The 14630-nt window shown below is 46.6% G+C and carries 9 protein-coding genes; 6 read left to right on the top strand and 3 right to left on the bottom strand.

Annotated elements, in window-relative coordinates:
• The first annotated feature begins 374 nt into the window (after positions 1-374).
• From miaB to QUB08_RS29690, 5 genes are all read left to right on the top strand, one after another.
• Positions 375-1715, top strand: a complete 1341-nt coding sequence (gene miaB, locus QUB08_RS29710) for a tRNA (N6-isopentenyl adenosine(37)-C2)-methylthiotransferase MiaB (protein ID WP_333229610.1) — start codon at positions 375-377, stop codon at positions 1713-1715.
• Between the two features lie 197 nt (positions 1716-1912).
• Complete coding sequence (locus QUB08_RS29705) at positions 1913-2983, top strand: D-alanine--D-alanine ligase family protein (RefSeq protein ID WP_333229608.1); 1071 nt, start codon at positions 1913-1915, stop codon at positions 2981-2983.
• A gap of 257 nt (positions 2984-3240) precedes the next feature.
• A complete protein-coding gene (locus QUB08_RS29700; protein ID WP_333229606.1) occupies positions 3241-4323 on the top strand; it encodes an AI-2E family transporter in 1083 nt (360 codons plus the stop codon).
• A gap of 717 nt (positions 4324-5040) precedes the next feature.
• Positions 5041-6279: an HhoA/HhoB/HtrA family serine endopeptidase gene (locus QUB08_RS29695; protein WP_445300967.1), complete on the top strand. Its 1239-nt coding sequence runs from the start codon at positions 5041-5043 to the stop codon at positions 6277-6279.
• Between the two features lie 364 nt (positions 6280-6643).
• The gene (locus tag QUB08_RS29690) at positions 6644-7516 is read left to right on the top strand and encodes an MBL fold metallo-hydrolase (protein ID WP_333229603.1); all 873 of its coding nucleotides are present in this window, start codon (positions 6644-6646) and stop codon (positions 7514-7516) included.
• A gap of 349 nt (positions 7517-7865) precedes the next feature.
• Here QUB08_RS29690 and QUB08_RS29685 read toward each other — a convergent pair whose 3' ends face one another.
• The 3 genes from QUB08_RS29685 to gcvH form a co-directional block, all read right to left on the bottom strand.
• Positions 7866-9269 carry a serine/threonine-protein kinase gene (locus QUB08_RS29685; RefSeq protein WP_333229601.1) on the bottom strand — a complete coding sequence of 468 codons (1404 nt, stop codon included), beginning with the start codon at positions 9267-9269 and terminating at the stop codon, positions 7866-7868.
• Positions 9270-9612: 343 nt separating this feature from the next.
• Positions 9613-12579 (bottom strand): aminomethyl-transferring glycine dehydrogenase, encoded by a 2967-nt coding sequence (gene gcvP, locus QUB08_RS29680; RefSeq protein ID WP_333229600.1) that lies wholly within the window; start codon positions 12577-12579, stop codon positions 9613-9615.
• Between the two features lie 578 nt (positions 12580-13157).
• Positions 13158-13547, bottom strand: coding sequence for a glycine cleavage system protein GcvH (gcvH, locus tag QUB08_RS29675; protein ID WP_333229598.1), 390 nt, complete (start codon positions 13545-13547; stop codon positions 13158-13160).
• Positions 13548-13606: 59 nt separating this feature from the next.
• Here gcvH and QUB08_RS29670 point away from each other — a divergent pair, with 59 nt between their 5' ends.
• Complete coding sequence (locus QUB08_RS29670) at positions 13607-14440, top strand: alpha/beta hydrolase (RefSeq protein ID WP_333229596.1); 834 nt, start codon at positions 13607-13609, stop codon at positions 14438-14440.
• Positions 14441-14630 lie beyond the last annotated feature (190 nt).

Below are 14630 nucleotides of genomic sequence, written 5' to 3'. Positions count from 1 at the left end.
GTAATCTCTTCAGGCTTGAATTTTTAAATTTTATAACCATCAATTCTATTTAAAGACCTGCGGAATGTGGGGTTTAAGATTGATTGTCGGTAGCGCAAGTTAATCGCTGCGCCTCACACACCCTACAGATTTGTGAAAGTGGTTTTTTTAAAAGACAAGATTGTATGCCTTTGCAAACTATCTTCAAAGGCATCTGCGTTTATCTGCGGTTTCCCCTATCCATCAAAGATTGATGCAATAAGTCTAATAAACAGCCGAGGGTGCTGAGAAAGATAAAAGACGGATAAAAATAAAAGTTCACAAAGGGTTTAGACTTGTTATATAATAGTTGTTTAAGGTTGAAAACCTATATTTTTTATTGCTTGCAATTCGCCATGACCGTTAAACCCCGCCGCTATCACATCACTACTTTCGGATGCCAGATGAATAAAGCCGACTCGGAACGGATGGCCGGCATTCTGGAAAATATGGGCTTTGAGTTCTCGGAAGACCCGAACGAAGCTAGCTTGATTCTCTACAATACTTGCACAATTCGCGATAATGCCGAACAAAGAGTTTATTCTAACCTCGGAAGGCAAGCTCATCGCAAACGCCAAGAACCGGGTTTAACTTTAATTGTAGCTGGATGCGTGGCGCAGCAGGAAGGTGAAGCGCTGCTGCGGAGAGTGCCGGAATTAGACTTAGTAATGGGGCCGCAACACGCTAACCGACTTGAAGATTTGCTGGAACAAGTTTTTGAGGGCAATCAAGTTGTGGCGACAGAAGCTGTTGAAATTATGGAGGATATTACTAAGCCGCGCCGCGACAGCAAGGTGACTGCTTGGGTGAATGTAATTTATGGCTGCAATGAACGCTGCACTTATTGTGTTGTGCCGAATGTTCGCGGGGTTGAACAGTCGCGGATGCCGGAGGCAATTCGGGCGGAAATGGAGGATTTGGGCCGTCAAGGCTACAAGGAAGTAACTTTGTTGGGGCAAAATATTGATGCTTACGGACGCGATTTGCCGGGGACAAAACCGGACGGCAGCAACCAGCATACTTTGACGGATTTGCTTTATTTTGTGCAGGATGTGCCCGGAGTCGATCGCCTCAGATTTGCTACTAGCCACCCGCGCTATTTTACGGAGAGATTGATTAAAGCTTGTGCTGAATTACCGCAGGTTTGCGAACATTTTCACATTCCTTTTCAGTCGGGAGATAATGATATTTTGAAGGCGATGTCGCGGGGTTATACTCAGGAAAAATACCGCCGAATCATTGATACAATTCGCCGTTATATGCCGGATGCTTCGATTACTGCGGATGCGATTGTGGGTTTTCCTGGGGAGACGGAAGCGCAGTTTGAGAAGACTTTGAAGTTGATCGAAGAGGTTGGTTTCGATTTGGTGAATACTGCAGCTTATTCGCCTCGCCCTGGGACGCCGGCGGCTTTGTGGGAAAATCAGTTGAGTGAGGAGGTGAAAGCCGATCGCCTGCAACGAATCAATCATGTGGTGACAACAACGGCGATGGAACGATCGCAGCGCTATTTCGGACGTACTGAAGAGGTTTTGGTGGAAGTCCAGAATCTCAAAGATCCAAGTCAGGTGATGGGGCGCACTCGCGGCAATCGTCTCACATTTTTTAAGGGTGATATTGCTGAATTGGCGGGGAAAATTGTGCGGGTTAAAATTACCGATATTCGCGCTTTTAGTTTGACGGGGGAAATGCTTTAAATAGCACCGGAATGAGATAGGGGACGGCTTACTGGTGAACTCTTCTAAGAAGATGTAATTTTTTTTACCGCAGAGAGCGCAGAGGACACAGAGGAAGAGTGGAAGGGAGGGGATAAGTAGTCTTAAAGCGGTTCGTATGTGTCTTAGCGGCGCTAACTGCGTGTATATTTGTCGAAAAGTCCTAGGAGTAGTGGAAAATGACAATGATGCGGATCGGGCTATTGTTCGGGGGGCGATCGGGCGAACACGAAGTCTCAATTAGTTCGGCGCGGGCGATCGCCCGCGCCCTGGCTGCGGAGGAAAATGCCTCTAAATACGAAGTTCTGCCCTTTTACATCCAAAAAAACGGCCGCTGGCTGTCGGGAACATTACCTCAACAAATCTTAGCCACAGGAAAACCTCTGGAAATAGAGGAACAAACAGGACAAGACGACTCTCCCGCTGGACAGTTTCCTAATTTTAATGCTGTAGATGTTTGGTTCCCTGTTTTGCACGGCCCAAACGGCGAAGACGGTACGGTGCAAGGGTTGCTGAAATTAATGCAAGTTCCTTTTGTCGGTTCGGGGGTTTTAGGTTCGGCGCTGGGAATGGATAAAATTGCCATGAAAATGGCTTTTGCTCAAGCTGGTTTGCCGCAGGTAAAATACATCGCTGTTAACCGTTCCGAAATCTGGTCTAATCCTTGCGTTTTCCCCAAACTCTGTGATAAAATTGAAGCAATTTTGGGCTATCCTTGCTTTGTCAAGCCGGCGAATTTGGGCTCGTCTGTGGGAATTTCTAAAGCTCGATCGCGCGCTGAATTAGAAGCAGCCCTCGACAGCGCCGCCAGCTACGACAGGCGGATAATTGTCGAAGCGGGTGTGGTTGCTAGAGAATTAGAATGTGCAGTTTTAGGTAACGATAATCCCCAAGCTTCAACCGTGGGAGAAATTACTTTTCAAAGCGATTTCTACGACTACGAAACTAAATATACCCAGGGACAAGCCGACTGCTCAATCCCGGCAAAAGTCAGCGGTGCGATCGTCTCGCAAATCCAAGAAATGGCAGTGCAAGCATTTTTGGCTGTAGACGCGGCAGGTTTAGCGCGAGTAGACTTTTTCTACATTGAATCAACCGGAGAAGTTTTGATTAACGAAATCAACACTTTTCCCGGCTTTACAGCTACCAGTATGTATCCGCAAATGTGGGCCGCGGACGGCATTGCTTTCCCTGAATTAGTAGACCGTTTAATTCAATTAGCTCTCGAACGGCATGGTGAAAAAGGCTGAATTGCCAGTTGCAAACCGCTGCCTCGCCAACCGAAAATAAATTATTTTCGCAGGTAATATATCCATACCAGCAGAAACGATATAACATAGTTGTGGCAGGCAGTGCCTGCCAGCAACCCAATTTACCCTGGCAGAGCAACTGAGAAGTTTCAGCAGTCGGGTATAAATAAATGCACTATAAAATGGTTAACAGAGAAGGGCAAATAGCAGCGCCAATCTCACATCTTGCATCTCAAATTTTAACTCGGTTAACTTAGATGAGACGTTTCACTCAACTGCAGCAGTGGTGGACTTACGGACTGGTATTTCCCCTAGCGGTACTCAACTGCTGGTTAGCCCTCCTAGTCTTTGAATATTTTCGCGCCCTGATTACAGTTTTGGTAGTGGCTACAGTGCTGTCTTTTTTGCTAGATTATCCAGTCCGCTTTCTGCACAGATACGGCTTGAAGCGCGATCGAGCAGTTTTGTCGGTATTGTTTTTGACTTTACTGCTATTGGTGGTTTTAGGTCTAACTCTGGCCCCGATTCTGCTAAACCAAATCACTGAACTCGCCACCCGACTGCCGACTTGGATAGTTTCTGGCACAGAACAGATTGAAGCATTCCACAATTGGGCGGAAAATCGCAATCTCCGCATTGATGTCAGCGGTTTGACTACCCAATTGAGCGATCGACTTTCATCTCAATTGCAGTCTCTCACTGGGGAAATTCTCAAATTTGGCTTGGGTGCTGCAGACAGTCTGTTGAATTTCCTCCTCACAATAGTCGTGACATTCTACTTGCTTTTGCACGGCGATCGCGTATGGGAAGGATTGTTTAAATGGTTTCCTTCCAAGCATAGCCTTCAATTGCGAGAGTTGCTGGCGCGCAGCTTCCACAACTACTTCGTCGGGCAAGCAACTTTGGCGGGTTTGATGGGACTGTCTATCACTGTTGCTTTTTTAATTTTGCGAGTTCCCTTCGGACTTCTGTTCGGTTTGGGTGTGGGTGTAATGACTATGATTCCCTTCGGGGCACCTTTCAGTATTTGCATTGTTAGTTTGCTGATCACATTAAACAACTTTTGGCTCGGCGTCACAGTTTTAGCTGTCGCTACAGTAATTGAGCAAATAATTGAAAGCGGGGTTGCTCCTCGGTTATTAGGCGGTTTTATCGGTCTCAATCCTGTGTGGATTTTAGTGGCGCTGCTGGTGGGGGTTAAGGTGGCAGGAGTAGCAGGTTTGTTAGTGGCTGTGCCGATGGCTGGTTTTATTAAGAATACTGTTGATGTTTTGGAAAGTTCGAGGAACAAGTCGAGGGAAATTGATTCGGTTAGTTCCATTGAACCTATGGAGCAATAAAATTCCTCCATAGGTGCAAATTTTAGATTTGATATCAATTCCGGTTGCACCGGAATTATTGTTGACTGTTGACTGTTGACTGTTGAGGGGCGGGTCGAAAAACTGAATGCTTGAGTGTTAACTGTTGACTCGATTTTATTATTCCGATGCAACCAGAAACGATATGAAGAGAGTTTTTGCAGGCTATTTTGACTTAGGTTTAGTTGGTACTTTAGCTTGAGGCTTTAGAGGTTTTTTACTTCCTGCTTTAGGCTGAGGCTTTCCGGTGCTTTAGCTGCTATCCTTTCTGGATGCAGGCGGGGTCAAAAACCCCGTTTCTAGGTTAACGTCGATCGCTCACAACGAAGATTTTGCCTAAAAACCTGGTTTTTTTGAGTGCAGGATTGTTGTTGACTTCGGATATCAATCCTAGGAAAAGTTCGCGGGAAATGCGGAATATGCGAGCTAGCTACCGTAGTTTGTATTATCGCACTCAGACAGCAATTCGCCAGTGCCGACCCAGCTCTATCGCACTCAAAAGCTGGAATCCACAGACAATTTGCCTGCGACTGTCCGGTTTCTACCCCAGCTTGTAGGGTAAACCCCACCAGTCAAGCAGATATCATAAATGCTTGAATTAAAATTAAAGAACCTTTAGTTCTAATTTAATTACAGTAGGTGCTAAAAATGCAAAACCATAATTATAACTCTCGCTCTAACTCCCACCAACTCAATACTATGTCAACCAAACATATGCCTGCTACAACTGTGCGTTCTAGCCGTTTTTATTTGCCGAAAAAACTTGCTTTTTTATCCCTCATTTTGCTCGGCTCCACCGCAACTGTTGGGTGCAATGCCCTAACTTCTCAAGTTCCTGGAAGTTCTAACGCCATTCAAGCTCAACCTTCAACTACAGCGCCAATCTCAGCATTGCCTGCAAATATATTACCCTCTCAAGACTCTAATTTTGTTACTAAAGTTGTGCAGGAAGTCGGCCCGGCAGTGGTGCGGATCAATTCGTCTCGCACGGTGACGAACCAAGTTCCAGATGAGATACCCGAGCAATTCCGCCGCTTCTTCGGTTCAGAATCTCCCATTCAACCGGGAAATCGGGTAGAACGGGGTTCCGGTTCGGGTTTTGTTTTTGGTTCTGATGGCCGCATTTTGACTAACGCTCACGTCGTTAATGGCGCGGATACGGTGACGGTAAAACTGAAGGATGGCCGCGAATTTGTCGGCAAAGTTTTAGGCGTAGATACAGTTACTGATGTGGCTGTTGTTAAAATAGAAGCTAACAATTTGCCTGTGGTGAGTTTGGGCAAATCTGAAGAGTTACAGCCGGGAGAATGGGCGATCGCGATCGGCAATCCCCTCGGTTTGGACAATACTGTGACTGTGGGCATTATTAGCGCTACAGGCCGTTCTAGCGCCGATGTCGGCGTTCCCGACAAGCGCGTCAGCTTTATTCAAACCGACGCTGCGATCAATCCCGGCAATTCTGGTGGGCCGCTGCTGAACCAGCGCGGTCAAGTTATCGGCATGAATACGGCGATTATTCAAGGCGCTCAAGGATTGGGTTTTGCTATTCCGATCGATCGAGCACAACAAATTGCCAACCAATTAGTAACAGCAGGAAAAGCCGAACATCCTTATCTCGGCGTTCGGATGTTGAGCATTACTCCCGAAATCAAGGCAGAATTCAATAAAAATCCCAACACAAAATTGAGGCTGACTGAAGATAAAGGCGTATTAGTTTTGGGAGTTGCGAAAGATTCTCCGGCGGCACAAGCTGGAGTTCGCCTTGCCGATGTGATCAAGAAAATCAACGGTACAGAAGTAAGTGATGCTGGCAGCGTACAGCAAATTGTCGAGAAAAGTACAGTGGGCAGCGATCTGCAGCTTGAATTGAGCCGCGGCGGACAACCTGTTACTGTGGCGGTGAAAGCGGGTGCTTTTCCAGCGGATCAGCAGCGGTAGAATTGTTGATTGAAACTTAGATATTGCACCATTCTCAATTAGCCTTTTATGAACAGGCTTTTCGGCCTGTTCCACAAGAAAATTAATCTCTTGTGGAACGGGCCGGAGAGCCAGTTATTGAGAATGGTACAAGAGGTGAGTTTTAATCGGCTGTCAATAATTCTTTTAGGAACAGGCTTTTCGGCCTGTTCCACAAGAAAATTAATCTCTTGTGGAACAGGCCGAAAAGCCTGTTCTTGAGAATGGTGCAAGATGTGAGTTTTAACCGGATTGTGCTGTGATACGGTTTCAACCCGTCGGGATGTCGGGGGTACTCGTTATAGTAAGTTACCATAATTTATATGGGTTATTAAGAGGTAGAAAAATGGCTAACATTAATCGGAGGCGTTCTGAGAATATTAACGGTAACTTTTATGTAGACAATACCTGCATTGACTGTGATACTTGTCGGTGGATGGCACCTGAAGTATTTACTCAAGCGGGAGAACAGTCTGCGGTTTACCACCAGCCAACTAATGAAACTGAAGAAATGCGATCGCTCGCGGCTCTTTTGTCTTGTCCCACAAGTTCGATCGGCACTGTAGAAAAACCCAAAAGCATCAAACAAGCCCAGCAACTTTTACCCGCACTTGTAGCAGAAAATGTCTACCACTGCGGCTACCACTCAGAGAAATCCTACGCCGCAGCTAGCTATTTAATTGTCCGTCCCGAAGGAAACATTTTAGTTGATTCTCCCCGTTTTGTGCCGCCGCTAGTCAAAAACATAGAAGCAATGGGTGGGATTCGCTATCTGTACTTGACTCACCGCGACGATGTGGCAGATCATCAACAATACCGCGATCATTTTGGGTGCGATCGCATCATTCATTATGACGAAATTAACGCTGATACTTGCCGTGTAGAAATGCAATTGTCGCCCAGCGAACCGTATCAACTAGCAGATGATTTGTTGATTATATCGGTGCCAGGTCACACGAAAGGTCACACCGTTTTGCTTTACAATAACACATTTTTGTTCACAGGCGATCATCTTGCTTGGTCGGAAAGTTTGCAGCAGCTAGTTGGCTTTCGCGAAGTCTGTTGGTATTCTTGGCCGGAACAAATCAAATCTATGCAGAATTTGGCTAATTACTCGTTTGAATGGGTGTTGCCGGGACACGGCCGCAGGTATTATGCCGATCGACAAACAATGAGCAATCAAATGCAAAAGTGTGTTGCTTGGATGCTCGATGCTTAATAGTTGAAAACCCCTTTTCTACTAGGCGGTTGAAACCAATTCTACACACACTTTCGCCGCCAACCACGAAAAAGAAGTCATCGCCGCTGTTGGAAGAAATGCAAACTACAAATTTTGTTTCTAAGTTATGGAGTTTGGAAGCTGTTGGTGGGGAGGTAGAAACCGGGTTTCTTCCTGAATCTGGGTGATGATGCGTAAATTATTGCAGAAACCCGGTTTCTGAGATTGATTTTACTTTGATTGTTTGCTCGTTATGTCCCGACAAGCCCGTCGGAAACCTAGACAGGGCATGGCTTGGTGGTTTCGGGCTTTATTATAAATCTTGATGAAATCCTGAAACGCTTAGATGTTACAGTCTACAAGTCTCGACGCGAGAGAAGAGAGGCCCCCCCCGCGCCCAGCCTCCCCCACTGCCCGCACCACTCGCTAGCCTGGGGAGATGAGCTTCTGGTGCTTTCTCTGAAAAAGTGTCATCAAAATCAGAGTAGTCCAGCCATTCGTTATTTTTTCTCCAGCCTACCCGATCGCCAAACGCTTCCCATACTTTCTCATCATATTGCCTAGTTCCCCCCAGACTTTGATAGATACGCTTCTGCACCGAAAAGCCGAAGCGCTTATTGCTGTATTTTACCCAAAGTTGATCGATGATACGCAAGTCCTCGCAGGGGAATTTTGCCCTACTTTCTCTATCCAGGCCTTCTTCTTTCTCCCTACCCGCCACCTTCACCATCACTATCAGCGTTTCTCCATCGGCTTCTTTCCACTTTTTAGCCGCCAATAAATTCTGCAAATTTATATAATCCATTCCCACGGCTGAAACCACCCGCGTAGTCTCAGGAGGCGCTGGTTTTGGTATCAGCAAATCCAACCATTCCTGCACCGACTGCGGGCGATTTTGCGGTTCCAACTCCATTCCTTTCATAATCGCCGCATTCACCCTGTCGCTAATCTCAGAATTGTGCTGCTTTGGCGGAGTTAAAGGAATATTTTGCTTCCTGAATTGCGATGGAAACGGCAACTCACCACTCAACATGACATAAAGCGTTGCTGCTAGGGAATAAACATCAGTATAAGCACCAAGTTCAGCGCGTTTTTCTGATAATTCAATAGGTGCGTAAGAGTTTGTACCGGAATTAGTATTTGTCCTCAATTTCCCCGGTGTCGTCGCCTGTCGCGCCATGCCAAAATCAATCAAAACTGCACCCCCCTGACCCCCCTTATCAAGGGTGGAAGAAGAGAAGGGGGTATTTTCTCTTACTCCCCCCCTTACCAAGGGGGGGCTGGGGGGGGTTCTTATCATAATATTTTGGGGTTTAACATCGAGGTGAGTAAATCCTTGCTGGTGAACAAAACTCAGCGCGCTTCCCACTTGCTGAATAATTGGCAAAGCTTTATCTTCGGGCAAAATGCCGTTATCTTCGAGATGGCTAGCTAAGTCAATTCCCTCGATTAATTCCATCACCATGCACCACAATTCGATATTTCCTACCATTTCGGGAAATACTTCGTAAACTTGGACGACGTGTGGATGGCTGCACTTGGCTAAAGATAAAGCTTCGTTGACAAATTTGGTTTGGTATTCGCGAAAGTTTGGCTTACCTTGAACATTGGCATTTAGGGTTTTGATGGCGACGGCTTTACCTTCTTTGAGGTTTTGAGCGCGGTAAGTGACACCGAATCCGCCACCGCCGAGGATTTCTTCGATTAGGTATTTGCCGTGGTGTATTTGTTGTCCGGGGGGCCAGTGCCTCATGGTGGGTATGTGAGGAGATGGAGAGGATGGTTTTGATTGTAGCTGAGATGGGGGAATTTTTGTTGAGGGTTTGGGTGATGTTGAGAAACCGGGTTTTTTCGGAGTTTTTGGGTTGTGATTGGGTATTGTCGTAAAAACCCGGTTTTTTGAGGCCTTTGATGGGGTGGATTTCGGCATCTATCAAACCCGGAGATCCCCCCTAGCCAAGAGGGCGGGCACGGGGGCACCGCCCCTACAAGGGGGGACCGGAAGCGTTCTCAAAGTCAACCCCTACTCCCCTTATTAAGGGGGATTTAGGGGGATCTAGACTCAGATATAAACGAGATTTACATGGATTACAATCTTAATTGTAAGCCTCCATTGGTAAACAAGAACAGACAAAATTGCGATCGCCAAACGCATTATCTATCCGGCCCACCGCCGGCCAAAACTTATGTTCGCGAGTCCAAGAGGTTGGGTAAGCCGCTTGTGCGCGAGTATAAGGACGATTCCACTCATCAACCATTAGAGATTCTGCAGTGTGCGGGGCATTTTTCAAGACGTTATTTTGTGCATCAACATTACCGTTTTCAATCTCCGCAATTTCGCCTCGAATCGCAATCATCGCCTCGCAAAAACGGTCTAATTCCTGCTTTGATTCGCTTTCCGTCGGTTCCACCATTACCGTACCAGCAACCGGCCAAGAAACCGTCGGCGCGTGATAGCCGTAATCCATCAACCGTTTAGCAATATCTTCAACTTCTATAGCCGCAGATTTTTTGAGCGATCGCAAATCCAGAATACACTCATGCGCCACCAAACCAGCTTTCCCTTTGTACAAAACCGGATAATAAGATTCTAAGCGTTTGGCCATGTAATTAGCATTAAGAATTGCTACTTTTGTCGCCTCAGTTAAACCCACTCCTCCCATCATCCGAATGTACATCCAAGAAATAGTCAAAATGCTAGCACTTCCCCAAGGCGCTGCGGAAACAGCACCAACTGATGTTTGTTGACTGTTGACTGTTGACTGTTGACTGTTAACTGTTGACTGTTGACTGTTAAGAATAGAATGACTGGGCAAAAATTCTACCAAATGAGACATTACCCCAATCGGCCCCATACCCGGGCCGCCGCCGCCGTGAGGAATACAGAAAGTTTTGTGCAGATTCAAGTGACAAACATCAGCACCAAAATCACCGGGGCGGCACAAACCAACTTGAGCATTCATATTTGCGCCGTCCATATAAACTTGTCCACCGCAGTTGTGGACAATCTCGCAAATCTCTTTAATTTCTTCCTCAAAAACGCCGTGCGTAGATGGATATGTCACCATCAAAGCCGCCAGTTCATTTTTGTGCTTCTCGGCTTTTTTCTGCAAGTCTGTGACATCAATATTGCCCTGAGAATCGCACTCGACAGCAACTACTTTCATCCCCGCCATCACCGCGCTAGCCGGATTTGTACCGTGGGCTGACTGGGGAATCAAACAGATATTGCGGTGAGATTCGCCTCGGTGTTCGTGGTATTGGCGAATAACTAACAAGCCCGCGTATTCGCCTTGGGAACCGGCGTTTGGCTGCAAAGAAATTCCCGCAAAACCGGTGATTTCTGCCAGCCACTGTTCTAGTTGCACGAACATCTTTTGATAGCCGCGAGTTTGATCGCGGGGTGCAAAGGGATGTATCTTGCCAAATTCTGCCCAAGTCACCGGCATCATCTCTGCTGTTGCATTCAATTTCATGGTGCAAGAACCCAAGGGAATCATCGATGTATTTAGCGATAAATCCTTGGCTTCTAAACGGTGCAAATAGCGCAAAAGCTCGGTTTCCGAATGGTAGCTGTTGAAAACGGGATGGGCGAGATAGCTGCTGGTGCGATCGCAAAAATCTGGTAAGGTCAAATAGGAACTCAATGCGTCTGCATCCAGCGGAATGTTGAGAGCATTCTCGCCGTCAGCCCTGATATAATCCTTATCCTGTGCAAAGATTTTCCACAACTCTTGCACATCTTCAGCGGTGACAGTTTCATCTAAAGTGATTCCCACTGTCGAATCATCAAAAACTCGGAGATTAATTTTGCGTACTTTAGCAGCTTCTAGAAGTTCTGACAGCGGTTTGTCTCCCAATTCTACCCGCAAAGTATCGAAGAAAGGTTGAGAACCAATTTTGTATCCGAAACTTCTTAAACCAGATGCCAAAAGTGCTGTTAAAGTCCGTACTTTCTCAGCAATGTCTTTCAGTCCAGACGGGCCGTGATAAACAGCATACATACTCGCCATCACTGCCAGCAAAACTTGAGCAGTACAAATATTGCTGGTTGCTTTTTCGCGGCGGATGTGCTGTTCGCGAGTTTGCAAGGCCAAACGTAAAGCAGATTTGCCGTTGGCATCTTTAGAAACGCCAACAATTCGCCCCGGAACTTGCCGTTTAAACTCTTCTCGCGTGGCGAAATAGGCGGCGTGGGGTCCTCCGAATCCCATCGGCACTCCGAAGCGCTGAGTGCTTCCTACGGCTATATCCGCGCCGAATTCGCCGGGGGGTGTGAGCAAGCAAAGGCTCAAAATGTCGGCGGCTACTGTGACTAATGCCCCGGCTTCGTGTGCCGATCGAATAAAATCGCTATAGTCGTAAATTGCGCCGTCTGTGGCGGGGTATTGCAGGAGAGCGCCGAAGATTGTACGATCGAACTCAAAGCTTTGATGGTCGCCGACAATTACCTCAATTCCCAACGGCTTAGCGCGAGTTTGCACAACTTCAATAGTTTGAGGGTGGCAATCTTGGGAAACAAAAAACGCTTTTGCCTTATTTTTGCTAGCGCCGTAACTCACCGCCATCGCTTCCGCCGCCGCAGTCCCTTCATCTAGCAAAGAAGCGTTGGCAATTTCCAAACCCGTGAGGTCAATTATCATGGTTTGGAAGTTTAGTAAAGCTTCCAATCGCCCTTGAGCAATTTCGGCTTGGTAGGGGGTGTAAGCTGTATACCAGCCGGGATTTTCTAGGATATTCCGCTGGATGACCGGAGGAGTTATGCAGTCGTGATATCCAGTGCCGATGTACGATCGAAATACCTGATTTTTAGCAGCAATTTCTTTCAATTCTGCCAAAGCGCTGTACTCGCTTTGCGCTGCGGGAAGTTGTAGCGGTTGAGAAATCCGAATCGCCGCTGGAACGGTTTTGTCAATCAACTCATCAAGGCTGGAAATGCCCAAAACATCAAGCATTTGCTGGATTTCGCTGGGTGTCGGGCCAATGTGCCGGCCCGCAAAACCATTGATGGAGGAAAGGTTTTGCTGCTGGTTGGGTTCAAGTTGAGGGCTGTAGAGTACCAAGGCGGATTCTCCTGAATAGACTTTTGCTTCTTTGTTTGTAACATTTTGCTAAGAAAACCAGGAAGATTTTCTGCGTGTATCAAAGTCCGACAGTCCGACAGGGGTTGAAACCCCTGTCTCATAGCTAAAGTCGTCTGAAGACGACTAAGGAATGAGAATTAAATAACTTACAATGCGTGATGGTTCTTGTGGGATGGGCGTCCCGCCCGTCCAGAAAGGGCGGGCGGGACGCCCAACCCCTACTCCCCACTTTCAAGAGTGTAAATTATTTAATTCGCGATCCTAAGCAAGATTTTTTTGCGTGTATCAAAGTCCGACAGGGGTTGAAACCCCTGTCTCATAGCTAAAGTCGTCTGAAGACGACTGTAGATTAAGGTCAGTGGTTGAAACCGCTGTCGAGAGTCAAACGAAGTCTGCCGTAGCGGACAAGCGAGATAAACGGGGTATTTAAGCCGGATTTGGTATCAGTCGTCTTTAGACGACTTGTGCTATTAGCCAGGGGTTTCAACCCCTGGCGGATTGCGGAATTATCAACGAGTCCTAGCCCCCAATTCCCACTCAAAACTCAAAACTCAAAACTACTCCCCTTCCACCATTTTGCGATACTCCGGGGCCGAGAAAGCCTCGTCTGCTTCGCTGGGATTGTCAACGCGGACTTTCAGCAGCCATCCAGCGCCATAGGGGTCTTCCGCCAAATCTTCGGGAGACTCTACAATGTCATCATTGCGTTCTACGACTATACCGGTAACTGGTGCTTTCAAGTCTTCAACGGCCTTCACTGACTCGACTGTACCGAAAGCTTCGCCCTTTTCCAAACCTGCACCCACTTCGGGCAAATCTAGAAACACGATATCGCCGAGTTGGTCAACTGCAAAGGCACTAATGCCGATGGTGGCAATTTCGCCTTCGAGTCGGATGTATTCGTGGGTGTCTAGGTATTTCAGGTCATCGGGGTATTTTAGTGTCATGTCTTTTCTCGCAATAAAAAAGTATTAGTTAAATCTTATTCAACTATGAGCCTTTAGTAATGACTAAATGGAACAGAAAAAATATTAAACGCTTGCTTTTTGGAGAATTTTCTGTCAAACGACTGATGCGATCTATAATTTTTATTTACGCATTCCTGTGTTTTTACGGTTTCTTTTTTTCAGAACGGCTAATTTTTCAACCTCCCCCATCTAGTCAGAGTGAGAACAGGGAAGTTATCAAAGTTAGCTCAGCTAATGGCGTGAAAATTTCTGCTGTTCATTTTCCTAACCCGCAAGCTAAATATACCATACTTTACAGTCACGGAAATGCCGAAGACTTGGACGGTATTTTGTGGCTACTCAGAGAGATTCGAGATAGCGGGTTTGCTGTGTTTGCCTATGATTATCAAGGTTACGGCACGAGTCAGGGAAATCCTTCTGAGTATAATACTTATCGTGATATTGATGCTGTTTACAATTATTTAACCCAACAGTTGGGAGTACCTGCACAGCAAATTATTCTTTATGGGCGTTCTGTGGGCGGTGGGCCGGCAATTGATTTGGCGTCGCGGCAAAAAGTCGGCGGTTTGGTGGTTGAAAGTTCCTTTGTTTCGGCTTTTCGGGTGTTAACGCGGATTCCGATTTTACCCTTTGACAAGTTTGTGAATATTGATAAGATTGGCAAAGTTCGATCGCCTGTTTTGGTGATTCATGGTAAGGCAGATGAGGTGGTGCATTTTTGGCATGGAGAACAGTTGTTTGCAGCGGCGAAGCAGCCGAAATTAAATTTTTGGGTTGATGGGGCGGGTCATAATGATTTGATGGATGTGGCGGGCGATCGCTATGCTGCAACTTTACGACAATTTGCTAAGCTAGTAGATGAGTCTTCTTGACCAATATGAGCAACGGGCTAGAAGCCCGTTCCACAAGAACACATACACTTACACTTTCTTGTGGGGAGTAGGGGTTGGGCTTCTAGCCCGCCCCTGCATTAATGCTCAACTACTTAGGATCGCGAATTAAATAACTTACAATTTTAATTGTTATTGTGGGATGGGCGTCCCGCCCGTCCAAAAAGGACGG

It is taken from the genome of Microcoleus sp. BR0-C5 (assembly GCF_036705045.1).
In the GTDB taxonomy this organism is placed as follows: Bacteria; Cyanobacteriota; Cyanobacteriia; order Cyanobacteriales; family Microcoleaceae; genus Microcoleus.
This window is presented reverse-complemented; position numbering and strand designations above follow the sequence as displayed.

Coding starts and splice junctions, on each gene's coding strand:
- miaB (WP_333229610.1), top strand. CDS start 375: ATGACCGTTAAACCCCGCCGCTATCACATCACTACTTTCGGATGCCAG.
- QUB08_RS29705 (WP_333229608.1), top strand. CDS start 1,913: ATGACAATGATGCGGATCGGGCTATTGTTCGGGGGGCGATCGGGCGAA.
- QUB08_RS29700 (WP_333229606.1), top strand. CDS start 3,241: ATGAGACGTTTCACTCAACTGCAGCAGTGGTGGACTTACGGACTGGTA.
- QUB08_RS29695 (WP_445300967.1), top strand. CDS start 5,041: ATGTCAACCAAACATATGCCTGCTACAACTGTGCGTTCTAGCCGTTTT.
- QUB08_RS29690 (WP_333229603.1), top strand. CDS start 6,644: ATGGCTAACATTAATCGGAGGCGTTCTGAGAATATTAACGGTAACTTT.
- QUB08_RS29685 (WP_333229601.1), bottom strand. CDS start 9,269: ATGAGGCACTGGCCCCCCGGACAACAAATACACCACGGCAAATACCTA.
- gcvH (WP_333229598.1), bottom strand. CDS start 13,547: ATGACACTAAAATACCCCGATGACCTGAAATACCTAGACACCCACGAA.
- QUB08_RS29670 (WP_333229596.1), top strand. CDS start 13,607: ATGACTAAATGGAACAGAAAAAATATTAAACGCTTGCTTTTTGGAGAA.